The sequence below is a fragment of the Streptococcus sp. 27098_8_12 genome (genome assembly GCF_041432115.1).
Classification (GTDB): Bacteria; Bacillota; Bacilli; order Lactobacillales; family Streptococcaceae; genus Streptococcus; species Streptococcus parasanguinis_V.
Genome location: NZ_JAPVZA010000001.1, coordinates 135964 through 160615, shown reverse-complemented (window position 1 = coordinate 160615; position 24652 = coordinate 135964). Strand labels below are relative to the sequence as shown.

The window sequence follows — 24652 nt, the reverse complement described above, 5'->3', positions numbered from 1 at the left end:
CAGAATCTTTAGATTCTAGGAAAACTTATCTTTTTGACACGATCCGTAGCCCGTGTTCAATTCGTTTTGGACCCCTTCGCTTTTTAATTTTTTAGGCTCAGGCTAAAACAGTTTCCCAAACTGTTTTACTCCCAAAACTCCCGAGTGCTAGAAACAATCGTGTTTCTAGCACTTTTCTCACGGCGAAAAGTTTCAGTGTAGGTTTGAATGAAACTGATTATATAGATTGTTTTAAGTTTTCAGCTTCACTTAGGTTATTTCGTTTGAAAAAACAATTTGTTCACATTCTAAAATCAGGACTTGTTCCTGATTTTTTGATGGTAAAAAAAAGAAAATTTTATAGAAGAATGCAGGCTCTCCTATTTTGTGGTATAATATACAATATTATATACTGGAGGAAATTATCCATGGAAGACCCTGGCAGTCAGGAAATTTTACTGGAATTTATTTTATTGATTGTTTTGACATTATTGAACGCCTTTTTCTCGGCGACTGAAATGTCAATGGTATCGTTGAATCGCTCTCGTGTAGTGCAAAAAGCTGAAGAAGGAGATAAAAAATACATTCGTCTTCTTAGCGTATTGGAACAACCGAATCATTTCTTATCCACTATTCAGGTGGGGATCACCTTGATTACCATCTTATCTGGGGCGAGTCTTGCAGAAAGTCTCGGTCATGTCATTGCTGGATGGATGGGCAATACTAAAACAGCTCTTGCAACTGGAAGCTTTTTATCTCTAGCATTTTTGACTTATATTTCGATCGTGTTTGGCGAACTCTATCCGAAACGAATCGCTATGAACTTGAAAGATGAGTTGGCTGTTCGAACAGCTCCGATTGTGATTCTATTAGGAAAAATTGTCAGCCCCTTTGTTTGGTTGCTTTCAGCATCGACCAACCTTTTGAGCCGTATCACGCCAATGGAATTCGATGATCCGGATGAAAAGATGACGCGGGATGAAATCGAGTATATGCTGACCAATAGTGAAGCAACACTAGATGCGGACGAGATTGAGATGCTCCAAGGGATCTTTTCATTAGATGAAATGGTAGCGCGTGAAGTCATGGTGCCACGGACAGATGCCTTCATGGTCGATATCAATGATGATACCAAAGAAATTATTGAAAGTATCCTTAAGCAAAACTTTTCACGGATTCCTGTCTATGATGATGACAAGGACAATGTCATCGGCCTCATCCATACCAAACGTCTCTTGAACGAAGGATTTATCAATGGCTTTGATAATATTGTCTTAAGAAAGATTTTGCAAGAACCTTTGTTTGTTCCAGAAACCATTTTTGTGGATGATCTTTTGAAAGAATTGCGCAATACGCAAAATCAAATGGCCATTCTACTCGATGAATATGGTGGGATGTCTGGTTTGGTTACTCTTGAAGACCTCTTGGAAGAAATCGTCGGTGAAATTGACGATGAGACTGACAAAGCGGAAATTGATGTCTTTGAAATTGCGGACAATACCTATGTCGTACAAGGAGCCATGTCTCTAAATGACTTTAACGAATATTTTGATGTTGAGTTGGAAAGCGATGATGTGGATACCATTGCAGGCTATTACCTGACAGAGGTTGGGCGAATTCCGACCTTGAAAGAGCGACTCAGCTGTGAAGTCGATAGTCAAAAGAAACACTTGATTCTGACAAATGACAAGGTGAAAAATGGTCGTGTGACCAAGGTAAAAGTTGAAATTTCTGAAATCGTCGAAGATGATGAAGAAACCAAATCAAAAGAAGATTAGAAAATAGAGGCCTGGACGTGTTCCAGCCTCTGTTTTTTTCTTGTCAGGGCTAGTTGAATTTTCAAAAAATTTCAAAAATTTCTGAAATAGTCTTGACAGCCAAAAAAAATTAAGGTAAGATATTACCCATAAATAAAGAAAGCAGAAAATAAACATGAAGCAACAAGCCATTTCAACTCAAAAATTTTACTTTAGCTACTTTAGATAGTGTTTGTAGACATGATCTCATGGATGCAAACAACCCAAGCAATTTGTTTGTATCTATGTGGCTAAGATTTTTGATGATGGTCCATAGAGCTAGTATCTAAATGGACCGAGGTTTTGTAACTTGTTGGAGAATTTCAAGCATCCGTTTAGAGAATGATCTAAGCGGATTTTTTGTTTATTTGCAGAAAAGGAGTCAAAAAATGAAAGTAGTGAAGAAATTACTAGCACCTGTCCTGGTTGTAGGACTGCTGTTAACCTCATTGGTGACCTTACACCATCTGAAGGATGCTAAAAAAGACAATGTATTTCGGATTGGGATTTCCCAGTACATCACCCATAAGTCGCTCGACGCGACACGAAAAGGCTTTATCGATGAGTTGAAGAAAGAGGGCTATGTGGATGGGAAAAATATCCAGATTGATTTCCAAAATGCTCAAGGGGAGCAACGAAATCTGAAAAACATTTCCAAACAATTGGCGGAAGAAAGTGATCTAGTCTTTGCGATTGCAACACCGTCAGCTCAAAGTTTGGCCAATACGACGAAAACAACGCCGGTTGTCTTCTCAGCTGTGACCGACCCATTGGCAGCGAAACTGGTGAAAAACTTGAAGGAACCTGGTGGCAATATCACAGGGACAAGTGACCAGTCAGACGATGCGATCTCTACACAGGTAGACATGATTAAGCAAGTACTTCCAACGGCGAAAACAGTTGGGATCCTCTATACGCAAAGTGAGCCTAACTCAGTTGTCCAAAAAGACAATGCGAAGAAGATCCTAGAAGCTAAAGGCTATCAAGTGGTTGAAAAAACCATTCTCGATAGTAACAATGTGAAAGCTGCAGCAGACAGTATCATGTCAGAAGCAGATATCGTCTTTGTTCCGACGGATAACATCATTTCTTCTACAATGGACACTGTAAAACAGGTTTCCCTCAGCCATAAGGTGCCCGTTTTTGGTGGGTCTGCTGAGATGGTGGCTACTGGTGGCTTGTACAACTTTGGTACCGATTATGAGGAATTGGGAAGACAAGCTGCTCGGATGGCCATTCGCATCATGAAGGGTGAGAAACCTGGCAAAGTTGCAGTTGAAACACCTGAAAAATTAGAATTGCATACCAATAAAGAGATGGCCAAAGAGCTTGGAATTGATATTAGCTCGTTGAAGGTAGAAAAATAGGAGGTTTGAGATGAATTTCGTTTTATCAAGTTTATCAGAAGGTTTATTGTGGTCGATCATGGCGATCGGTGTTTACTTAACATTTCGAATTTTAGATATTGCTGACATGACGGCAGAAGGAGCCTTTCCACTTGGGGCAGCAGTTGTAGCTTCCCAAATTCAAGCAGGAAGAAACCCTTGGCTTGCAACCTTGTTGGGCTTCCTAGCAGGAATGATCGCAGGATTGGTTTCTGGGATTCTCCATACAAAAATGAAAATTCCAGCCCTCTTGACAGGGATTGTCACTTTGACCGGTCTCTACTCTATCAATATTAAAATCATGGGGGGAGTACCCAACCTCTCTATTGGCGATGCCAGTACCATTTTCAAAAGTGTCATGAAATTGGGCTTGTCCAATGAAGAAGCTGTCTTTTTGATTAGTGTTTCTTGCTTGATCATCGTCTGTATCTTATTGACCCTCTTAATGAAGACGCAACTTGGCTTGGTTTTGCGCTCGACTGGTGATAACATTCCAATGAGTGAGGCCAATGGGGTCAATGTAGATAACATGAAGATGTTGGGCTACATGATTTCCAATGGCTTGATTGCCCTTTGTGGAGCCATGTTTGCACAAAATGATGGTTTCTCAGATGTGACTTCTGGTACAGGGACGATCGTAGTCGGTTTGAGTGCGGTGATTATCGCTGAAGTTTTGATCCACGAATTGACCATTGGTTGGCGCTTGCTTTCAATCGGGGTTGGAGCCATTGTTTACCGTTTGATTATCTTAAATATTTACGAGATCCCAAATCTCGATCAAAATATGGTCCGTCTCTTCAATGCGATCTTGCTTGCGATTGTCTTGTTCGCTCCTGAGGCGCAAAAACGTCTTCGTGTTCGTGGATTGAAGTTAGGAAATAAGTAGGAGAAAAGTATGGCAACATTATTATCAATTGAAGGCATTCATAAGACATTTGAAGCAGGAACGGTTAATGAAAACCATGTCTTAAAAGGCTTGGATCTCCAAGTGGAAGAAGGAGATTTCATTTCGGTTATCGGTGGAAATGGAGCTGGGAAATCAACCTTGATGAACATCTTGGCAGGAAATCTAGTCGTGGATGAAGGGGATATCTTGCTAGAAGGTAACTCCATTAAAAATACGAGTGTTCGGAAGCGTGCGAAAGATATTGCGCGTGTCTTCCAAGATCCTAAGATGGGGACGGCTTCTCGTTTGACCATTGAAGAAAATATGGCGATTGCCCAACGTCGGGGGAAATCTCGTGGTTTGAGCTGGGGAGTTCGGGAGAAAGATCGCGAATTGTTCCGTGAAGCCTTGAAGGAACTGAATATCGGTTTAGAGAATCGTCTCAAGGTAGATACCCAATATTTGTCTGGTGGGCAACGTCAAGCTTTGACCTTGGTCATGGCAGCTTTGGTTAGACCAAAACTCTTGCTTCTGGATGAACATACCGCAGCGCTCGATCCAAAGACTAGTGAAATGGTCATGGAATTGACCCAAAAGATCGTGGAAAGCCATGATTTGACAACCTTGATGATTACGCATGATATGAACCATGCTATCGAATACGGCAACCGCTTGATCATGCTCTACCAAGGCAAGATCGTTGTCGACGTCAAAGGAGAAGAAAAGAAAAACCTAACGGTTGAAGATTTGATGCGCCTCTTCCAACAAAACAGTGGTGAAACTTTGGTGAGTGATGAATTGGTCTTGGGATAAAATAAAAGAGAGTGGGACAGAAATCGGTCATTCGTTAGAATTCGATTTCGTCGTCCCACCTCCGCACAGTTGAGTAGGGCTGTAAAAGCTGATGAAATCAGCGTAGTAGAGCCCACTCAATCACTGCGTCTTACTCGACAATACAAAGATAACTGAGAGGCTAGGACTTTTGTCCCAGCCTCCTTTTATTTCCTCCGCTCTGCATAGTCGACAAAATGAAACTTGTCTAATATGTGTCGACTTTCGGTGAATTGGAATTGTCGTCCGTCTGCTAGGTGAACTTGGGAACGGACTGTCACCACGTGTTTGTCTTTTCCAAGATCCAGTAAGATTTTGTCACGATTATCGATTGGTGAAATCAAAATTTCTTTTTTGGCATAGCTAATCTGCAATTCCAAGTCTTCTTCTATATATTGGTAGATAGAGTGCTGGGCAATTTCCTTGGTCAGGCCAGGGATGAGCTCTCTGTCTAGGTAATCAATATCTAAGACAGAAGAGACACCATCCACCACCCGTTGCCGGGTTACTTTCCAAACCAATCGGTGAAGGGGGAAACCTGTCTTTTTAGTGCCTTTTTCATCGATACTGATCTTTTCCAAACGAATGATATTGGTTTCTGAGTGAAGAACAGAAGCTTTGACGATTTCTTGGTAGCTGGTTAATTGGGAAACGGGGAAGTCAAAGTTCGCTTGTCTAGAAACTTGCGAACCCATCCCTTGAACAGTCTCGATAAAGCCTTCCTCCTGCAAGAGCTCAAGCGTCTCTACCATACCTGGGGCAAGGAAATGAGTGAACGAGGTGGTTGGAGTGCCCTCTTCTGGAATAACCATGACCAACCTCGTGCTTTGAATCTCTTTGTGGATATCAAGAACTTCCGCAATGAAGGAGCGACCATGCTCGCTGACAGCATTCACTTGTCACGTGGAACTCCGTATATCTACATGGGTGAAGAGATCGGCATGATTGATCCAGACTATGATTCGATGGCAGATTATGTGGATGTGGAGTCCATTAATGCTTACCAAATGCTCTTGGACCAAGGCAAGTCACCTGAGCAAGCCTTCAAGATTATCCAAGCTAAGTCACGAGATAATTCTCGTACACCCATGCAATGGGATGCTTCTCTAAATGCTGATTTTTCAACAGGGACCCCATGGTTGAAAGTTGGGAAATCCTATAAAGACATCAACGTTGAAAAGGAGATCGACGGACCAATCTTTACTTTCTATAAAAAATTGATTCGCTTGCGTAAAGAAATGCCTATCATTTCAGAAGGCAGCTATCAGCCAGCACTTGAAGATAGTCAAGAAGTCTATGCCTTTGAACGCCACTTAGACGGTCAAAAACTCTTGGTACTCAATCATTTCTATGGAAGTGAAGTCGAAGTAGCGATTCCAAAAGACTACCAAGCAGGGCGCGTGCTCTTGTCCAACTATGAGAATGTAAAGCTTTCTGAAAAAGTAATTCTGAAACCGTATCAGACACTGGCAATTTTAGCTTAAGTTCTTGACACTTCGATCTTTTTTGGTCGAAGTGTTTTTTTTTTGAAAAATATTTTTGAAAGCGCTTGAAAATGCAAAGTTCTTCCCTTATAATAAAAGAGGAAAACTTTTTAGGGATGGAGAAACGCATGAGAAAAAACGGTAAAAAGATTCGCCTACTGGGAGTAGCCACCTTATTGGCTAGTCAGTTGGGGGTCTTTAGCAGTACCCTCACGGTAGTTGCAGACGAGACCACAGCTTCGACTTCAGAGCCAGCGCTTGTGACGAACACTAGCAGCGAAGAAAACTCGACAAATAGTTCGACTTCTGCTACAACAACAACTACAGAAGCTACGACGAGAGCTTCGAGTGATAAAGAAGAGACATCTAGCAGTTCCTCAGACGATACTGAGGAGAAAACGGTTAAGATCGGGGACATTCAAGGGGAATCACAACGCTCTCCACTGGAAGGCCAAAAGGTAGCTATCAAAAATGCAGTGGTGACGAAAACAGACCGCTATGGTTTTTATGCCCAAGATATTGAATCGGATGGCAATAGCCGTACTTCAGATGGGATTTATGTAGTTTCTAAATACAAGGTCAAGGTCGGTGACAAGGTTAAAATCACTGGTACCGTCAAGGAAGGCTATATGGAAGAGGTTACCTTGGGAGCTGGGAAAACCTTTAAGGAACCAACGAATAGTTTAACGGTGACCATGCTGGTCGATGCTTGGATCACAAAAGATGGGACAGCCCCTCTTCCAGAAGCTGTGAATATCACTGAGGGCATGCCAGCAGATGTGAAGCCTAATCCGACTGCTTATGCTCCAGAAACTGATGCTCTCGATTATTGGGAAAGCTTGGAAGGAATGCTCACGGTGGTGAAGAAACCGCATGTCCTTGGTCCCCAGTACAAAGGAGATATCTATGTATTGGGAGAAGATTTTACAGGCCTTCCTTTAAACAATATTGGGGGTCTGAATCTACGGCCACATGCGCAAAATACAGCGACGATCCCGATTTATGTTGGGAATCAATTTGTCGCAAAAGCCAAGGATTACTTTACAGAAGACGTAACAGGAGTGGTAACGTATCGGAATAGCTTTTATAAGTTAGAACCTACTCAACAGTTGACAGTCCAAGATGGTGGTTTGCAGCGTCAAGCAGCTCAAACCCAACCAAGTGAGGACAAGCTGACCATCGCTTCCTACAATATTGAAAATTTCTCGGCCAACAATGCCAAAAATGAAACCCCAGAGGATAAGGTGACGCTGATTGCCAATTCCTTTATCCATGAAATTCACAATCCAGACATCATTACTTTGATTGAAGTGCAGGACAATAATGGTAGTGTGGATGACGGAACGACCAGTGGTGTTGAAAGTGGACGCAAACTAGCCAATCGGATCAAGGAATTGGGTGGCAAGAGCTATGAGTATACGGAGGTTGCTCCAGTAGATGGCGCTGACGGAGGAAAGCCTGGTTCCAATATTCGTTTGGGAATCCTCTACAATCCAGAACGCGTAACCTTAGCCAAAAAAGAGGCAGCAACTAGCAACGAGGCAGCGCAATTTGACAAGGGACACCTGGTTAAAAATCCAGCTCGGATTGCCCCTAATGACCCATCGTTTGATCATACTCGCAAGTCCTTAGCTGTTGAATTTGAATTCAAAGGTCAACCAGTTGTGGTGATTGCCAATCACTTGAAATCAAAAATCGGAGATGATGCTATTTATGGGGCAAGCCAACCAGCAGTGGAACATACCTTGCCAACTCGTGAAGCACAAGCTAGTGTCATCCATCAATTCGTTCAAGAAGGCTTGAAGCAAAATCCGAAGACCACCTTTGTTTTGACGGGTGATTTTAATGATTACGATTTTTCAACCACGGCACAGATCCTTGCGGGCAGTGAACTAACCAACTTAATGGCCCAACATGATGCAGGAGATCGCTATTCCTATTTCTATCGTGGAAGCAATCAAGTTTTGGATAACATTTTTATCTCAAACAACATGGCAGCCAAAGCAAGGTTTGAACCAGTCCATATCAATGCTTCCTTTATGAAGGAACACGGTCGTGCATCAGACCATGATCCTGTCTTGGTCCAAATCGACTTTAGTGGAGCACAAACTCCAGGAACGCCGACGGATGATCAACAAGGAAATGCAGGACAACCAACGGATCAAACCAGCCCTTCTTCATCGAATACAGGGTCTCAACTAGTCCCTCATCAGGCTCAAGCCAATGAACAAAAGAGTTCACCATCTGAAAGCAAAGAGAAGGGCAAGAACGAAGATGAGAAGCAAGACGACAAGGAAGAGGCAGCAACAGAAACGAAGACACCAGGTAAACGGAAAATCCTTCCATCTACTGGACAAGAAACAAGCTATCTAGCTCTTTTTGGAGTGGCAGTAGCTACGATGATTCTTGTTTGGTACAAGAAGAAAAAGACGACTCACTGACGTGTTTTATAAGAAAGATCTAAAAAAGGAGTCGCTGGCTCCTTTTTTTCTCCTAAAATACAGGACAGATAGTCCCATATTGGAAACTGTACTAGGACAATGAAAACTACTGAAAAGAACAGTTTCTTTTCAAAAAGAAGCTTAAACTCTTTAAAATAGGTGGAATCGTGTTATAATAAAATCATAAAACGTTTTCAAGAGAAGAGGTTCCTCAATGGAAAATGAAACAGTTGACTATGGAAAAGTAACAGGAATGGTACACTCAACAGAAAGTTTTGGGGCAGTAGACGGGCCTGGGATCCGCTTTATTGTCTTCCTTCAAGGGTGTCAAATGCGGTGTCAATACTGCCACAATCCAGATACTTGGGCAATGGAAACCAACAAGTCCCGTGAACGGACAGTGGATGATGTCCTAGAAGAAGCCCTCCGTTATCGTGGATTTTGGGGCGAAAAAGGGGGAATCACTGTCAGTGGAGGAGAAGCCCTCTTGCAGATTGACTTTTTGATTGCACTTTTTACCAAGGCTCAAGAGTTGGGCATTCATTGTACTTTGGATACCTGTGCTCTTCCTTTCCGGAATACGCCTCGTTATTTGGAAAAATTTGACCGCTTGATGGCAGTGACAGACTTGGTGCTTCTTGATATCAAGGAAATCAATGATGAACGACACAAAATTGTGACCAGCCATACCAATAAAACGATTTTAGCTTGTGCCAAGTATTTATCTGATATTGGAAAACCAGTCTGGATTCGTCACGTTTTGGTCCCAGGTTTGACAGACCGGGATGATGATTTGATCGAGCTTGGAAAATTTGTTAAAACCCTTAAAAATGTCGATAAATTTGAGATCCTTCCTTACCATACTATGGGGGAATTCAAATGGCGTGAATTGGGAATTCCGTACAAATTGGAGGGTGTGAAACCACCGACAAAAGAACGGGTCCAAAATGCAAAAGATTTGATGGAAACAGAAAGTTACCAAGATTACCTGAAACGGGTCAAAGGATAAAAAGTATAGACAGTTGGGCCTTCCAGCTGTCTTTTTCTGATGAAATGCACAACTATTCCCTTTCTTTAAATGGCAAAACGTGCTAAAATAGAGTGAATCTATAAATGAAATAAAGAGGTAGAAACATGTCAAAAATTCTCGTTTTTGGTCACCAAAATCCTGACTCAGATGCTATCGGCTCATCTGTAGCTTTTGCTTATCTTGCAAAAGAAGCTTATGGTTTGGATACAGAAGCAGTGGCCCTTGGAACTCCAAATGAAGAAACAGCTTTCGTGTTGGACTATTTTGGTGTGGAAGCACCACGCGTCATCACATCAGCTAAAGCAGAAGGTGCAGAGCAAGTCATCTTGACGGACCACAATGAATTCCAACAATCAGTATCAGATATTGCTGAAGTAGAAGTATATGGTGTAGTGGACCACCACCGTGTGGCTAACTTCGAAACTGCCAGCCCACTTTACATGCGTTTGGAACCAGTTGGATCAGCATCTTCTATCGTGTACCGCATGTTCAAAGAACACGGTGTAGCAGTGCCAAAAGAATTGGCAGGTTTGATGCTTTCAGGTTTGATTTCAGATACTCTTCTTTTGAAATCTCCAACAACTCACCCATCTGATAAAGTGATTGCGCCAGAATTGGCTGAATTGGCTGGTGTCAACTTGGAAGAATATGGTCTTGCAATGCTCAAGGCTGGTACTAACTTGGCAAGCAAATCAGCAGAAGAATTGATCGACATCGATGCCAAGACTTTTGAATTGAACGGAAATAACGTTCGTGTGGCTCAAGTGAACACAGTTGATATTGCGGAAGTTTTGGAACGCCAAGCTGAAATCGAAGCAGCTATCCAAGCTGCCAATGCCGCTAACGGCTACTCTGACTTTGTTTTGATGATTACAGACATCGTCAACTCAAACTCAGAAATCTTGGCTCTTGGTGCCAACATGGACAAGGTAGAAGCAGCCTTCAACTTCAAACTTGAAAACAACCACGCTTTCCTTCCAGGTGCCGTTTCACGTAAGAAACAAGTGGTTCCTCAATTGACTGAAAGCTTTAATGCATAATGATAAATGGGGAAACCCATTATTAAAAAGGAGTTTCGGCTCCTTTTTTGCTAGGAGAAGATCATGTTAGAGACGGGCGATTTGATTTTTGTGAGAGAAGATACGGAAATGGGGCAGGCCATCCAGGTATCTACTGGCAACTATAGCCATGTGGCTATCTTTTTGGACGGTTTCATTTATCATGCCACGGTAGAAGGTGGCGTCCTTTCCCAAGCCCCTGAGGATTTCTTTGAAGCTGGAAAAGTCTATGACCTTTATCGCTATGCGCAGATTGATTGTCCAGAGGTCAAAAAGCGGGCAGAAAACCTTTTAGGGGCTCCCTACAATGCTTCCTTTTATCCAGATGGAGCTGGTTTCTATTGTTCCCAGTTCATTGCTGAACTACTTCCTATTTTTGAAACCATTCCCATGAAGTTTGGAGATGAGGAACAAGAGATTAGTTCGTTTTGGGAAGATTACTACAGAGAGCTTGGTCTAGCGGTTCCTTTAGATCAGCCCGGGACCAACCCGAGTCAGTTAGCCCAATCACCACAGCTACAGTTTAAAGAAAGGTATTTGGATGATTTGGATTCATGAAACAACAATCTGAATCTTTGATACAGTTTATAAGAGTTGCATCAAACTAAAGAAAAATATGTTCTACGTTCGAATACAACTTGTAAAAGTTGTATTTTTTTCTAATATCCTCTGGATGTTTCTTGTTTAGACAGATAAAATATGATATACTTCACAAAAAAACTAACCACTGGTTAGTTTTTGCTGGAAATCAAAGGAGGAAGTAAATATGTCTTTCTTGTATCGTTTATTAACACGTACAAAACAAATCAGTCCACATATAAAAAAGTTTGAGTCCGAATTGGGCATTTTTGTTGTCAGCATATGGCTAGTTGAATCATCTGGTCGCTTTTATGTGATTGATACGGGAATGCGAGGAATGGAGAAGTACGCTGCCCAGTTTTTACTCCCACAAAAAATTGAAGCAATTTTTCTGACCCATGGACATCCAGATCATATCAAAGGTTTGCCCTATCTTAGACAGCACTTTGGGAACATCCCGACTTTAATCAGTGAGAAGGAATTCCCCTATATTTCAGGCAAAGAACCTTTTCCTAATAGAAAAGAGAAAGAAAAAGTCATTTTTGACCCGGTTACTTTTATAACTGTTGAAAGTCAAGAGGGTCAAGACTTGTTAAGTAGGGCAGGATTAAAACCCCTATTTTCTCCTGGTCATTCCCCTGGTCATGTTGTTTATTACCATGAAGAGGATCAAGTTTTAATTGCTGGAGACCTTTTTACAGCTACGAGAAATGGAAAGTTGCGTCCACCAATGAAAGGATATACAGCAGATATGAGACAAGCTTTAGCTAGTGGAGAAAGAATTATCAAGAGATATTCGCAGGCACTTGTTAGTGTTTGTCATGGTAGTGAGGTAAAAGATGCAGTACGAGATTTTGAGGCATCGGATGGGTTTAAAGGGAGTTTGTAATGGCAAAGGATACAAGATCTAGAATTATCAGGGCAGCCGAAGAACTTTTCCGGACAGAATCTCAGCAAAAAGTAGGAATCAGGCAGATTGCTCAAGCTGCAGGATGTTCACATACAGCTATTTATCAGTATTTTAAAAAGAAAGAGGATATATTATATGCAGTAGCGGAAAAACCGTTAACTCATCTCTATCATACTTGCTTAGAAATCAGTCATTCCAAGCAGAATGATAAGGAACGTCTGCTTCAAATCTGTCAAGTATACGTGGATTTTGGGTTTAGAGAACGTAATATTTATGAATTATTGATTTTTTACCGTGGAGAGCATGAAGATTCAGGCGATTGTTCGCAACCGTTGATGCAATTGAGAATGAAAAGTTATCGTTTGTTGGAAGAAGCTATTGATGTCTTTTTACCGAAAGACTTATCTGATGCAGAAGCGCTAAATATTCGTAGTGGAATCTTTATTTTTTTACATGGCTTAGTGAGTATCTACAGTAGGGACAATGAAGAATGTCCAGAACGCATTAAGCAACTACTGACTGATTTTATTTCTTTTAAAATAATAGAAATGAAATGAGTTGGAATAACTTATGGGGCTTCTACAGTAAACTTGGATTGAAAAGACTAAGTTCTTTTATTGCCTTATTTTCCCCTCTTGCCTGCCTATCCATAAATTGAAGATTTTGTCCTTTGGTATTGATTTCGCTTAAACTAATTTTTATGTTACAATAAGAACGAACCGATAAAACAGTAAACGAGACCTATTTATGATTACAATCATTAATCCTACACGTTTGACACGTCAGCCATTTTTCAAGGACTTGATCAACTTTTTGGATCAGCATGACGATGTGATCCTGCGGCAAATCAAGGCCCAATTTCCAGATCAACCAGTGGATAAGCTGATGGAGGAGTATATCAAAGCGGGCTTCATCCTTCGAGAAAATAAACGCTACACCCTCAACCTGCCCTTCTTGAAGTCAGCTGATCTTGTTGACTTGGATCAGGAGGTCTTTGTTCGAGAGGACAGTGCAGTTTATCAAGAATTAAAAGCCAAGGTCTTCCAAACGGAACTCCGCAACACGACCAATGCAGCGATTCTCATAGAGGAGACGGACTTTGCGCGACATGCACAGGCCCTTTCCAATTACTTTTATAAGGTAGCTCACCAATACCCATTGACGGAGGATCAAGAAAAGCTCTATGCCATCTTGGGAGATGTCAATCCTGAGTATGCTCTTAAGTATATGACCAGCTTTTTGCTCAAATTTCTCAAAAAAGAAGAAGTCCAGCAAAAGCGCAAGGACATCTTTGTCGATAGTTTAGAAGTCTTAGGTTATATCCGCAAAAATGATGAAGGCAAATATGAATTAGCAGTGGACTTGGATAAGGAAAGACTGATGTTTATCAAACAATAGAAAGAGGCTAGGAAAACTTCCTAGCCTTGTTTTTTTTGATTATAGATAACGTTCAGCGATGGCGGCGTCACCTGGATACTCTTCTTTTACGCCATTGACGATTTGGTAGCAGTCTGCTCCTTTTCCAGCGATAATGACGGCATCTTCAGGCTTGCTGGTTGTCGCCATAGCCAGTTGAATGGCTTGCTCGCGATCTGCGATTTTTTCGACAGGTCGCGTGATATAACTACTAATCTCTTCAGCGATAGCCAAAGGATCTTCATAGTTGGGATCATCCGCTGTGAGGAAGACTTGGATCTCAGGATGGTCTTCCAAGAGTAAGCCAAAGTCCTTGCGGCGGCTCTCTCCTTTATTCCCAGTTGATCCAAGGACCAGTGAAATCGTCCCCGTTTGATGGGTTTCGACAACTGAGAGCAGTTTTTTTAAGCTATCTCCATTATGGGCGTAGTCGATGAAGACCTTAGCGCCGTTTTTCTGAGTCAAGACTTCCATTCGGCCAGGAACGCGCGTCTTAGCAATCCCTTTTTGAATATCCTCAAGGCTCGCACCTAGACGAAGACAGGCAAGACCTGCTGCTACAGCATTTTCTTGGTTGAAGTGACCAATCAGTTGGATATCATAGTTTCCAGCTAATTTACCAGTGGCTGAGAAGCTGAAAGCTTTGGAGTTTTCAATTTGATTCTCAGACTGGCTTCCATAAAAATCGTGGTCTTGGTTCGCGACTTGGTCCGCTAAAACTTGGAAATGATCCATATCGCTATTGATGACTACGGCTTGGCTATTCTTCATGAGGAGACGTTTGTGGTAGAAATAATCCTCAAAAGTTGGGTGTTCAATCGGTCCAATATGGTCTGGACTGATGTTGAGAAAAACACCGACGTCAAAGGTCAGACCGTAAACCCGCTTCACCAGATAAGCTTGACTGGAGACTTCCATAATAAGGTGGGTCCGATCATTCGTTACTGCCTCAGCCATCATGGCAAAAAGATCCAAGCTCTCTGGCGTTGTCAGGGTCGATTTAAAGAAGTTTTTACCATCCAGTGTAGTATTCATGGTCGACAGCATAGCTGGTCGGTGACTTTGTTCCAAAATATGGTAAGCAAAATAGGCCGCGGTTGTCTTTCCCTTAGTCCCTGTGAAGGCCAATAGTTTTAATTGTTTCTCAGGGTGCCCATAAAACTCCATGGCAATTAAGCTCATGGCCTGTTTGATATCATTGACGAGGATGGCAGGAATACCAACTTCATAATCTTTTTCAGAGACATAAAAGCCGAGTCCATTAGAAATAGCCTGTTCCAGGTATTCTTTTTTGAAGTTGGCCCCTTTGACAAAAAAGAGGGTGCTAGCAGAAACCTTCCGGCTATCATAGCTAATAGCATCAAAACTTGTTCCTTCTAGATGGTAGTAATATTCACCATTTACTAGAATTTCTCGGAAATTTTGGTCATGTTTTAAAATGTTGAGGGTTTGTTCAATTGTAATCATAAAACTATTGTAAACCTAAAGTCCCTATTTTACAAGTGTCATGGAAAAGTTTATAATGAAGAGAAGAAGAAACGAAAGAGGACACCAATGAGTCACGAACAAAATGACCAGCAAGCCCAGATGCTACGCGGGACTGCCTGGATGACAGCCAGCAACTTTATCAGCCGTTTGCTAGGAGCCGCTTATATTATTCCTTGGTATATTTGGATGGGAAAATATGGTCCACAAGCCAATGGTCTTTTTACAATGGGCTACAATATCTATGCTTGGTTTCTCTTGATTTCGACAGCCGGGGTACCCGTAGCTGTTGCCAAGCAAGTAGCCAAATACAATACCCGGGACCAAGCCGACCATAGCTTTGCTTTGATTCGGGGCTTCTTAAAATTCATGGGAATTTTAGGCCTAGGATTTGCCATTCTTATGTATCTGTTATCTCCTGTCTTTGCTAGCCTTTCAGGTGGGGGAAAAGAGTTGATTCCGATCATGCAGAGCCTTTCTTGGGCTGTCTTGATCTTTCCTTCGATGAGTGTCATTCGGGGATTTTTTCAAGGTTTTAACAACATGAAGCCTTACGCTATAAGCCAGATTGCAGAACAAGTGATCCGGGTCATCTGGATGTTGCTCACGACCTTCTTCATTATGAAGATTGGCTCAGGTGATTACGTGCAGGCTGTGACGCAGTCGACCTTTGCGGCTTTTATTGGTATGGGAGCGAGCCTTCTGGTGCTCTTTTATTACCTTGCAAAGACAGGCTTGCTCTCTTCTATTTTTAGAAAGCAAGAGGGAAGTGAAGGGATTGACACTCGGGCTCTCTTGATCGATACGATTCGGGAAGCTATTCCTTTTATCATTACTGGTTCTGCGATTCAGCTCTTCCAAATTGTTGACCAGATGACCTTTATCAATGTCATGTCTTGGTTCACAGACTATAGTCAAAAGCAGCTCATGGTCATGTTTAGTTATTTCTCTGCTAATCCAAACAAAATTACCATGATCTTGATTGCGGTAGCGACTTCGATTGGAGGAGTCGGGATTCCTCTGTTGACAGAGAATTATGTCAAGGGGGACCTAAAAGCGGCTGGAAAGCTCGTACAGGATAACTTGACCATGTTGCTAGCTTTCTTGCTTCCAGCCACCTTTGGTGCAGTAGCAGTCGCAAAACCACTTTATACGGTTTTCTACGGGCAACCAGATGGCTTGGCCTTAGGACTTTTCATCGTAGCGATGTTGCAGACCGTAATTCTCGGTCTTTACACGGTCTTATCGCCAATGATTCAAGCCCTCTTTCAAAATCGCAAGGCCATTCGCTACTTCCTTTATGGGGTAGTGGTGAAATTGGTCCTACAGATTCCATTTATTTTGGTCTTTCGTTCTTATGGGCCGCTTCTGTCAACGACCATTGCCTTAATGGTGCCAATCGTTCTCATGTATCGGGAGATCCAAACCATCACTCAGTTTAATCGCACCATCGTCTTTAAGCGGACCTTGCTTGGTTCTATCCTGACTGTGGTGATGCTACTTGGAGTCTTGATCGCTGGTTTGATTTTGGGCTGGATTTTCCCACCAAATGGCCGTGTATCGAGCATGATTTATATCGTCGTCATTGGCGGATTAGGAGTTGCTATATATGGAGCCTTAGGATTATGGCTACGGTATTTTGACCGCTTTATCGGAGGTCAAGCTACACGTCTCAGACAAAAATTTCGGATTAAATAAATCAGAGGTTGGGTAAAAAGTGCCCAGCCTTTTCTTATAGTTTGAAACTATAGCTAGGTCTTGAAAATGGGAAAACCGCTCTCCTCATAATAGTGATAAAATAGTAAGCAGTTAGATTGAATGTTTATCGGAGGGCAATATGAGTAAAAAACGCAATATCAATACTATCTTGGCACAGGCAGGAATCAAGTCGGATCAAGCAACGGGAGCTTTGACGACTCCTTTGCATTTCTCTACGACTTACCAGCACCCAGAATTTGGTCAGTCTACAGGTTTTGACTATACCCGTACGAAAAATCCAACACGCGCAACAGCTGAGAAGACTTTGGCGGCTATCGAAAGTGCAGACTATGCTTTGGCGACAAGCTCTGGAATGTCAGCCATCGTGCTTGCTTTTAGCATTTTCCCTGTTGGTTCAAAAGTCTTAGCCGTTCGTGACCTTTATGGCGGTTCTTTCCGCTGGTTTAACCAACAAGAGCAAGAAGGTCGTTTCTCTTTCACCTATGCCAATACAGGAGAAGAACTGATCCACCATCTAGATAATGATCCGGTGGATGTCCTCTATATTGAAACACCAACCAATCCATTGATGTTGGAATTTGATATTGCTCATTTAGCTAAATTGGCCCATGCAAAAGGTGCCAAAGTCGTGGTGGACAATACCTTCTATAGCCCGATCTATCAACGTCCGATTGAAGAGGGAGCGGATATTGTTCTTCATTCAGCAACTAAGTACCTAGCTGGTCACAACGATGTCTTGGCTGGTGTTGTCGTGACAAATGAGGCAGACTTGTATGACAAACTCTTTTACAACTTGAATACGACAGGTGCTGTTCTTTCCCCATTTGACAGCTATCTGTTGATCCGTGGTCTCAAGACACTTTCTATTCGGATGGAGCGCTCCACAGAGAATGCTCGCAAGGTGGTCGAGTTTTTGAAAACCTCCCCTCAGGTCAAAGAAGTCCTCTACACCGGAAAAGGTGGAATGGTCTCCTTTAAAATTCAAGATGAGAAAAAAATTCCTAACTTGTTGAATTCCCTTCAAGTCTTTACCTTTGCTGAAAGTCTTGGCGGAGTTGAAAGTTTGATCACTTATCCTACCACTCAAACCCATGCGGACATTCCTGCAGAAGTTCGCCATTCATACGGTTTGACAGATGATCTTCTTCGGTTGTCCATCGGAATCGAAGATGCGGATGATTTGATTGAAGATTTGAAACAAGCATTGGAGGCTTAAGATGACCAAATATGATTTCACGACTTTACCGAATCGCTTGACCCACCATACCTACAAGTGGAAAGAAACTGAGACAGATCCAGAAATCATTCCAGCTTGGATCGCGGACATGGATTTTAATGTCATTCCAGAAGTACGAGAAGCGGTGATCGGCTATGCAGACCAAATGGTCTATGGCTACACCTATGCATCGGATAGCCTCTACCAGTCTATCCTTGATTGGGAAAAAGAAGAGCATGGCTATTCCTTTGACAAGGAAGCTGTCGTCTTTATCGAAGGTGTTGTTCCGGCTATTTCAACAGCTATTCAAGCCTTTACTAAGGAAGGGGATGCTGTCTTAATCAATACGCCGGTCTATCCTCCATTTGCCAGAAGTGTCAAACTCAATCGTCGAAAATTGATCGAAAATTCATTAGTTGAAAAGGATGGTCTTTTCCAAATTGATTTTGATCAGCTGGAAAAAGACATTGTGGAGCAAGAGGTGAAACTCTATGTTTTGTGTAATCCGCACAACCCTGGAGGCCGTGTATGGGATCGTGAAGTCTTGGAAAAAATCGGCCACCTCTGTCAAAAACATGGTGTCCTTCTCGTTTCAGATGAGATCCACCAAGATTTGGCCTTGTTTGGCCACCGTCATACCAGCTTTAACACGGTTGATCCAAGCTTTAAAGACTTCAGTTTGATCTTAACCAGTGCAACCAAGACTTTCAATATTGCAGGAACAAAAAATTCCTATGTGGTCATTGAAAATCCAAAGCTTCGTACGGCTTTTAAACAACGGCAATTGGCTAATAACCAACATGAAATCTCAGGCTTGGGCTATATTGCGACAGAAGCGGCTTATCGCCATGGTAAACCTTGGTTGACAGAGCTCAAGCAAGTCTTTGAAAAACACATTGACTATGTCGTAGATGAATTGCATGAAAAGACCAAAATCCGTGTCATGAAGCCCCAAGGAACCTATCTTCTTTGGTTGGACTTTTCAGCCTATCCTTATACCGATGATGAGCTGCATGCTAAAATCCATGACCAAGCCAAATTGATTTTGAACCGTGGAACAGATTTCGGAAAAGAAGGAACCTTGCATGCCCGCCTCAATGTGGCAGCTCCCTTCACCCTCATTGAAGAAATCACCAAACGCTTGGTGGAAACTTTTCACAAATAAGTGTTGACTTTCTGTAAGTGAAGGAGTACAATATACTCGAAATACGGTAGGTGAGGCTACCACAAGGATACGGATGACTACCGCAAAGCAGTGGAGACACTACTCGTTGGTCAACAGTTCTGATCGCAAAGGTCAAGACTAAGTTCATTTCATTGCCTTGTGGAGCTAAAGCTTGGACGGTCAGTTTTTTGAGAGTTTTGATTGAAAAATAAATGACGAGTTTCATGAGTCCTACCGATCGAGGGTAGGACTCTTTTTTATGCCTTACCAAGAAAAGAGAAAGGAGAGAGCTATGATACAAATCGACGATCATCCCGAACCGCACCGAACCAGCCAATCGCTGATTTGTGTCGTAGGGACTCCAAAAGTGATTGGCTCCTGATTGAAAAAGGAGATACTAATGCAAACAAATAAAGAAAGACTCATTGCGGCTCTTCAAGAACCACTTGAAAGCACCTTTGCCACCTACAAAACCAGTGCCCTTGGTTTGGTTGACGATCAAGTAGAAGAAAACCGTGATATTTATGGCGAAAATGTCATCACAAAAGGTCAAGAAGATTCCATGATCAAAAAGATCTACGAATCGATCATCAATCCTTTTACGGTGATTTTGTTGGTCATTGCGCTGGTTTCCTTCATTACTAATGTCTGGCTAGCAAAACCAGGTGAACAGGATCCAACGACCTCCATCATCATTGTGACCTTGGTCTTGATCTCTGGTGGTATCCGCTTCATTCAAGAATTGCGGAGCGACAAAGCAGCTAGCAACTTATCACGTATGATTGTCAATACAGCGACCGTTCTGCGTGATGGATCGGAACAAGAAATTCCGATCGATGAAATCGTCGTAGGTGATGTGATCAAACTGAGTGCCGGCGATATGATCCCAGCAGATGTGGTCTTGATTGATTCCCGTGACTTCTTTGTCCAACAATCTGGTCTCACGGGGGAAAGTGATGCTGTTGAAAAGGTTTGTCTCAGAAAAGCCGACAGTCAAAATCTAGATAGTCTCTTGGAAAGTGAAAGTTTGGCCTTTATGGGGACCAATGTCATCTCCGGACGGGCGACAGCCTTGGTCTTGGTCGTGGGAGATGAAACCATGATGGGAGCTATTGAGCAAACCATCAACACTTATGACGAACCAACCTCATTTGAGAGAGAAATGAATACCATCTCTTGGCTCTTGATTCGGCTCATGTTAGTGATGGTGCCCATTGTCTTTGTGATCAATGGCCTCACAGATGGTGACTGGTTAGAAGCGGGTGTCTTTGCCCTCAGCGTTGGGGTTGGTTTGACTCCGGAAATGCTGCCGATGATTATTACAGCGAGTCTTGCTAAGGGCTCCATCATTATGGCAAAAGAAAAAGTCGTTATCAAAAAGCTCAATGCCATCCAAGACCTCGGCGCTATCGATATTTTGTGTACTGATAAGACAGGAACCTTGACCCAAGATGAAATCGTTTTGGAGTATCCGCTTGATATCCATGGCGAGTTGGATCTATCAGTCCTTCGCCGGGCTTACTTGAATTCCTATTTCCAAACCGGGCTAAAAAATTTGATGGACCGAGCGATTATCAATCGGACCCAGAAAGAAGCCAAGAAACATGAAATTGTTCGCGACCTGGATCAAACCTTCCATAAGATTGATGAATTGCCCTTTGATTTTGAACGTCGTCGCATGAGTGTCATTGTCAAAGACGAAGACGGTGTGGTCAGCATGGTGACCAAGGGTGCCTTGGAAGAAATGCTTTCTGTATCGACTTATGTTGAATACAAAGGTGAGATTAAACGCCTGACAGATGAAGTTCGTCAAGAGGTCCTCGCTGAAGTTGCTCAGTTAAATGAACAAGGACTTCGTGTTTTGGGTGTTAGCTACAAAACCGATTTGGACGAAAATGACATCTTTAGTGTTGAAGATGAACGAGACATGATCCTAACTGGTTACCTTGCCTTTCTTGATCCACCAAAACCTTCTGCAGCTCCAGCGATCAAAGCTCTTGCAGAATATGGGGTAACCACCAAGATCTTAACTGGGGACAATGAAAAGGTCACCCAAGCTGTCTGTGAAAAAGTAGGACTAGATGTCGAGCGGATTCTTTTGGGAAGCGAAATCGATACGATGACAGACCAAGAGTTAGCACAAGTTGTGGAAACAACAACGGTCTTTGCCAAACTATCACCCGATCAAAAAGCGCGGATCATCCTCTGCCTCAAGAATAATGGCCACAAGGTTGGTTACATGGGAGATGGGATCAACGATGCTCCATCCATGAAGGTCTCAGACGTTGGGATCTCCGTGGATACCGCTGTGGATATTGCCAAGGAAACAGCAGATGTCATCCTTCTGGATAAGGACTTGATGGTCCTTGAAAAAGGTTTGGTTGAAGGCCGCAAGGTCTATGCCAATATGACCAAGTACATCAAGATGACGGTCTCTTCTAACTTCGGGAACATCTTTTCTCTGCTCTTCGCCAGCATCTTTTTGCCTTTCCTTCCAATGGCTCCCGTTCATTTGATTGTGCTCAATCTTATCTATGATCTTTCTTGTATCGCCCTTCCTTTTGACAATGTCGACAAGGAATTTCTCAAGAAACCTCGTATCTGGGAAGCAAACTCTATCATGCGTTTTATGGCCTGGATTGGTCCCATTTCATCTGTATTTGATATTATTACCTACATGCTTCTTTACTTCCTTGTTGTTCCTATGATTTTAGGTCATGGCTACAACCATGGAGCAGCAGATGCAGCAGCCTTTATCATGGTGTTCCAAACTGGATGGTTTATCGAATCCATGTGGTCTCAAACCATGGTTATCCATATGTTGCGTTCACCAAAACTGCCATTTATCCAAAGTCGTCCAGCCTTCTCAGTCGTGGTGACGACTCTAGCAGCAGCCTTCTTTGTAACCTCCCTTCCATATAGTCCTTTGGCTTCTATCTTGAAGTTGAGCCAACTAAATGGATTGTACTTTGTTCTATTGTTTGCGATTATCGTCCTTTATATGCTGAGTGTGACGGTTGTCAAACGTATCTATATTAAGAAGTACAAAGAATGGTTGTAATTGATTGATAGAAAGAGTGAGTCCGAACTTAAAAAATTAAGTGTAAGGGCTCTCTTTTTTTGGTAAAATTTGGTATAATAAGAAGAATGTAAAGTTGGAAATGAAGATTTCCATGTGCTGTGAGTATCAAAGAGGGACTGAAAGAAAGAGTAGAGCTTGACTCCACTTTTATCATAGCTCTTTTTTGAATAATAACAGCTTAGAAAGAAGGATCTCAAAATGGGAAAATTAGAAGTTATTACACATCCACTGATTCAACACAAATTGTCTATTCTTCGTCGTACAGATACCTCTACGAAGGCCTTTCGTGAATTGGTAGATGAGATTGCTATGTTGATGGGCTACGAAGTATTGCGTGAATTGCCTCTTGAGGATGTTGAAATTGAAACTCCTATTACCAAAACCGTTCAAAAACAAATCGCAGGGAAGAAGTTGGCTATTGTCCCAATTCTTCGTGCAGGGATTGGGATGGTTGATGGTCTCTTGAGTTTGGTACCAGCTGCTAAGGTTGGCCATATCGGGATGTACCGTGATGAAGAAACCTTGAAACCAGTTGAATACTTGGTGAAATTGCCAGAAGATATTGATCAACGTCGTATCTTTGTAGTAGACCCAATGCTTGCTACGGGTGGATCCGCTATTCTAGCTATTGATTCCTTGAAAAAACGTGGCGCTAGCCATATCAAATTTGTCTGTCTAGTATCAGCGCCAGAAGGGGTGAAAGCTCTTCAAGAAGCTCACCCAGATGTTGATATCTTTACAGCAGCCCTCGATGATCATTTGAATGAACATGGCTACATTGTTCCTGGTCTTGGAGATGCAGGTGACCGTTTATTCGGTACCAAATAAGAAACCATTCATGATTCGTCCGAAAGGTGCTTAAGATTTGACCTTTTTTGACCATTGGTTTATAATAGCACATATACTTTGAACCTCACGAATCGTGAGAATGAATGGATACTAAAGGAGAAGAATAGATGATTCCAGTAGTTATTGAACAAACCAGTCGAGGAGAACGTTCTTACGATATTTATTCCCGTCTGTTAAAAGATCGAATTATCATGGTAACAGGACCAGTTGAGGACCAAATGGCTAACTCCATTATCGCTCAATTGCTCTTCTTGGATGCCCAAGATAATACAAAAGATATCTATATGTATATCAATACCCCAGGTGGCTCTGTCTCAGCAGGTCTTGCCATTGTAGATACTATGAACTTTATCAAGTCAGATGTCCAAACCATTGTTATGGGGATGGCAGCTTCTATGGGAACTATTATCGCTTCAAGCGGTGCGAAGGGCAAACGCTTCATGTTGCCAAACGCCGAGTACATGATTCACCAACCAATGGGTGGTACTGGTGGTGGTACCCAACAAACCGATATGGCGATTGCAGCAGAACACTTACTCAAAACACGGAACAACTTGGAAAAAATCCTTGCGGAAAATTCAGGTCAATCCATTGAAAAAGTGCATGCTGATGCGGAGCGTGACAATTGGATGAGCGCACAAGAAACACTTGAATATGGCTTTATTGATGAAATCATGGCCAATAATAAATTGGGTTAAACCATCCTGTGGGAAGGCCCGTCAAGAGGCTGGGACAAAAGTCCTAGCCTCTCAATTATTTTTGGATTGTCGAGCAAAACGCAGTGGTTGAGTGGGCTCTACTACGCTGATTTCATCAGCTTTTACAGCCCTACTCAACTGTGCGGAGGTGGGACGACGAAATCGAATTTTAACGAATTACCGATTTCTGTCCCACTCTCTTTTTTGCTCTCATAAAAGAGTAGTTCTTTTTCTTGAAATTTGATATACTAGTAACAGAACGAGAAAGGGATTGACCATGTTTGAGAAACAAGAAAGAACAGGCTTAATTGTTAAATTGTATTACAATCGAGACGGGAAAAAATTACAATCTGTCGGAGATGTCTTGTACCATTCTAAGAAATGCCGTTATGTCCAATTGTATGTGGACAGCGACAAGGCCGATCAAGTCATGGAAGACTTAAAGAAAGAACGTTATGTCAAAAAAGTCTTGCCTTGCCATCTCAAAGATTTAGATACAGATTTTGTGGGGAGTTTGCAACGATTGGAGACCCCATCTGTGGTCACAGAAGGTTAGAAAACGCAATCATTTGATGGATTGCGCTTTTTTTATTGACAATTGTCAGATAATTCGGTATATTCTTAATGTATTTATTTTAAGATT

The 24652-nt window shown here is 42.2% G+C and carries 19 protein-coding genes, 2 pseudogenes and 1 riboswitch; of the genes and pseudogenes, 19 read left to right on the top strand and 2 right to left on the bottom strand.

The annotated features are described in order from the left end of the window. Positions 1-407: 407 nt before the first annotated feature. The 4 genes from O3629_RS00750 (at position 408) to O3629_RS00735 (ending at position 4859) form a co-directional block, all read left to right on the top strand. Positions 408-1757, top strand: a complete 1350-nt coding sequence (locus O3629_RS00750; RefSeq protein ID WP_371608556.1) for a hemolysin family protein — start codon at positions 408-410, stop codon at positions 1755-1757. A 407-nt stretch (positions 1758-2164) separates the two neighbouring features. Then, positions 2165-3142, top strand: a complete 978-nt coding sequence (locus O3629_RS00745) for an ABC transporter substrate-binding protein (protein ID WP_371608555.1) — start codon at positions 2165-2167, stop codon at positions 3140-3142. A 10-nt stretch (positions 3143-3152) separates the two neighbouring features. Then, positions 3153-4046 (top strand): ABC transporter permease, encoded by an 894-nt coding sequence (locus O3629_RS00740; protein ID WP_371608554.1) that lies wholly within the window; start codon positions 3153-3155, stop codon positions 4044-4046. Positions 4047-4055: 9 nt separating this feature from the next. Beyond that, the gene (locus O3629_RS00735; RefSeq protein ID WP_049474005.1) at positions 4056-4859 is read left to right on the top strand and encodes an ABC transporter ATP-binding protein; all 804 of its coding nucleotides are present in this window, start codon (positions 4056-4058) and stop codon (positions 4857-4859) included. 185 nt (positions 4860-5044) lie between these two features. Here the strand turns inward: O3629_RS00735 and treR are convergent. Continuing rightward, positions 5045-5623 (bottom strand): annotated as a pseudogene (gene treR / locus O3629_RS00730) (trehalose operon repressor); the annotation flags it as partial. On the opposite strand from treR, the pseudogene O3629_RS00725 reads away from it, so the two are divergent. The 8 genes and pseudogenes from O3629_RS00725 to O3629_RS00690 all read left to right on the top strand — a co-directional run. After that, a pseudogene (locus O3629_RS00725) lies at positions 5597-6361 on the top strand (alpha-amylase family glycosyl hydrolase); the annotation flags it as partial. The pseudogenes treR and O3629_RS00725 overlap by 27 nt on opposite strands. Positions 6362-6489: 128 nt before the next feature. Next, complete coding sequence (locus tag O3629_RS00720; protein ID WP_155199938.1) at positions 6490-8802, top strand: endonuclease/exonuclease/phosphatase family protein; 2313 nt, start codon at positions 6490-6492, stop codon at positions 8800-8802. Between the two features lie 214 nt (positions 8803-9016). Then, complete coding sequence (pflA, locus tag O3629_RS00715) at positions 9017-9811, top strand: pyruvate formate-lyase-activating protein (protein WP_003005017.1); 795 nt, start codon at positions 9017-9019, stop codon at positions 9809-9811. Positions 9812-9936: 125 nt separating this feature from the next. Next, positions 9937-10872 carry a manganese-dependent inorganic pyrophosphatase gene (locus tag O3629_RS00710; RefSeq protein WP_003005572.1) on the top strand — a complete coding sequence of 312 codons (936 nt, stop codon included), beginning with the start codon at positions 9937-9939 and terminating at the stop codon, positions 10870-10872. A gap of 63 nt (positions 10873-10935) precedes the next feature. Then, entirely contained in the window at positions 10936-11448 is a 513-nt protein-coding gene (locus O3629_RS00705; protein WP_070506884.1) for a YiiX/YebB-like N1pC/P60 family cysteine hydrolase, read from the top strand. Positions 11449-11656: 208 nt separating this feature from the next. Then, positions 11657-12358, top strand: coding sequence for an MBL fold metallo-hydrolase (locus tag O3629_RS00700; protein ID WP_070506881.1), 702 nt, complete (start codon positions 11657-11659; stop codon positions 12356-12358). Next, positions 12358-12936 (top strand): TetR/AcrR family transcriptional regulator, encoded by a 579-nt coding sequence (locus O3629_RS00695; protein WP_070506876.1) that lies wholly within the window; start codon positions 12358-12360, stop codon positions 12934-12936. Before O3629_RS00700 ends, O3629_RS00695 begins: the two co-directional genes overlap by 1 nt. 190 nt (positions 12937-13126) lie before the next feature. After that, entirely contained in the window at positions 13127-13777 is a 651-nt protein-coding gene (locus O3629_RS00690; protein WP_371608553.1) for a DUF1803 domain-containing protein, read from the top strand. Positions 13778-13816: 39 nt separating this feature from the next. On the opposite strand, the gene O3629_RS00685 is transcribed toward O3629_RS00690, so the two are convergent. Next, positions 13817-15262, bottom strand: a complete 1446-nt coding sequence (locus O3629_RS00685) for a UDP-N-acetylmuramoyl-L-alanyl-D-glutamate--L-lysine ligase (protein WP_061591023.1) — start codon at positions 15260-15262, stop codon at positions 13817-13819. A gap of 87 nt (positions 15263-15349) precedes the next feature. Between O3629_RS00685 and O3629_RS00680 the strand changes: the two genes are divergently transcribed. The 7 genes from O3629_RS00680 (at position 15350) to O3629_RS00650 (ending at position 24565) form a co-directional block, all read left to right on the top strand. Next, positions 15350-16978, top strand: a complete 1629-nt coding sequence (locus O3629_RS00680) for an oligosaccharide flippase family protein (protein ID WP_371608552.1) — start codon at positions 15350-15352, stop codon at positions 16976-16978. 139 nt (positions 16979-17117) lie between these two features. Beyond that, a complete protein-coding gene (locus O3629_RS00675; RefSeq protein WP_201036729.1) occupies positions 17118-18215 on the top strand; it encodes a cystathionine gamma-synthase in 1098 nt (365 codons plus the stop codon). 1 nt (position 18216) lies between these two features. Further along, positions 18217-19380: a MalY/PatB family protein gene (locus O3629_RS00670; protein WP_201036728.1), complete on the top strand. Its 1164-nt coding sequence runs from the start codon at positions 18217-18219 to the stop codon at positions 19378-19380. 35 nt (positions 19381-19415) lie between these two features. Continuing rightward, positions 19416-19573, top strand: a riboswitch (M-box (ykoK) riboswitch). Positions 19574-19780: 207 nt separating this feature from the next. After that, complete coding sequence (gene mgtA, locus O3629_RS00665) at positions 19781-22441, top strand: magnesium-translocating P-type ATPase (protein ID WP_049471749.1); 2661 nt, start codon at positions 19781-19783, stop codon at positions 22439-22441. Positions 22442-22660: 219 nt separating this feature from the next. Continuing rightward, positions 22661-23290: a uracil phosphoribosyltransferase gene (gene upp / locus O3629_RS00660; RefSeq protein WP_003005574.1), complete on the top strand. Its 630-nt coding sequence runs from the start codon at positions 22661-22663 to the stop codon at positions 23288-23290. Between the two features lie 128 nt (positions 23291-23418). Continuing rightward, complete coding sequence (clpP, locus tag O3629_RS00655; protein WP_021153673.1) at positions 23419-24009, top strand: ATP-dependent Clp protease proteolytic subunit ClpP; 591 nt, start codon at positions 23419-23421, stop codon at positions 24007-24009. 277 nt (positions 24010-24286) lie between these two features. Beyond that, the gene (locus tag O3629_RS00650; RefSeq protein WP_003013098.1) at positions 24287-24565 is read left to right on the top strand and encodes a DUF2129 domain-containing protein; all 279 of its coding nucleotides are present in this window, start codon (positions 24287-24289) and stop codon (positions 24563-24565) included. Positions 24566-24652: the final 87 nt, after the last annotated feature.

Bases quoted from the DNA above. Each gene is read 5' to 3' on its own strand.
- O3629_RS00750 (WP_371608556.1), top strand. From the start codon at position 408: ATGGAAGACCCTGGCAGTCAGGAAATTTTACTGGAATTTATTTTATTG.
- O3629_RS00745 (WP_371608555.1), top strand. From the start codon at position 2,165: ATGAAAGTAGTGAAGAAATTACTAGCACCTGTCCTGGTTGTAGGACTG.
- O3629_RS00740 (WP_371608554.1), top strand. From the start codon at position 3,153: ATGAATTTCGTTTTATCAAGTTTATCAGAAGGTTTATTGTGGTCGATC.
- O3629_RS00735 (WP_049474005.1), top strand. From the start codon at position 4,056: ATGGCAACATTATTATCAATTGAAGGCATTCATAAGACATTTGAAGCA.
- O3629_RS00720 (WP_155199938.1), top strand. From the start codon at position 6,490: ATGAGAAAAAACGGTAAAAAGATTCGCCTACTGGGAGTAGCCACCTTA.
- pflA (WP_003005017.1), top strand. From the start codon at position 9,017: ATGGAAAATGAAACAGTTGACTATGGAAAAGTAACAGGAATGGTACAC.
- O3629_RS00710 (WP_003005572.1), top strand. From the start codon at position 9,937: ATGTCAAAAATTCTCGTTTTTGGTCACCAAAATCCTGACTCAGATGCT.
- O3629_RS00705 (WP_070506884.1), top strand. From the start codon at position 10,936: ATGTTAGAGACGGGCGATTTGATTTTTGTGAGAGAAGATACGGAAATG.
- O3629_RS00700 (WP_070506881.1), top strand. From the start codon at position 11,657: ATGTCTTTCTTGTATCGTTTATTAACACGTACAAAACAAATCAGTCCA.
- O3629_RS00695 (WP_070506876.1), top strand. From the start codon at position 12,358: ATGGCAAAGGATACAAGATCTAGAATTATCAGGGCAGCCGAAGAACTT.
- O3629_RS00690 (WP_371608553.1), top strand. From the start codon at position 13,127: ATGATTACAATCATTAATCCTACACGTTTGACACGTCAGCCATTTTTC.
- O3629_RS00685 (WP_061591023.1), bottom strand. From the start codon at position 15,262: ATGATTACAATTGAACAAACCCTCAACATTTTAAAACATGACCAAAAT.
- O3629_RS00680 (WP_371608552.1), top strand. From the start codon at position 15,350: ATGAGTCACGAACAAAATGACCAGCAAGCCCAGATGCTACGCGGGACT.
- O3629_RS00675 (WP_201036729.1), top strand. From the start codon at position 17,118: ATGAGTAAAAAACGCAATATCAATACTATCTTGGCACAGGCAGGAATC.
- O3629_RS00670 (WP_201036728.1), top strand. From the start codon at position 18,217: ATGACCAAATATGATTTCACGACTTTACCGAATCGCTTGACCCACCAT.
- mgtA (WP_049471749.1), top strand. From the start codon at position 19,781: ATGCAAACAAATAAAGAAAGACTCATTGCGGCTCTTCAAGAACCACTT.
- upp (WP_003005574.1), top strand. From the start codon at position 22,661: ATGGGAAAATTAGAAGTTATTACACATCCACTGATTCAACACAAATTG.
- clpP (WP_021153673.1), top strand. From the start codon at position 23,419: ATGATTCCAGTAGTTATTGAACAAACCAGTCGAGGAGAACGTTCTTAC.
- O3629_RS00650 (WP_003013098.1), top strand. From the start codon at position 24,287: ATGTTTGAGAAACAAGAAAGAACAGGCTTAATTGTTAAATTGTATTAC.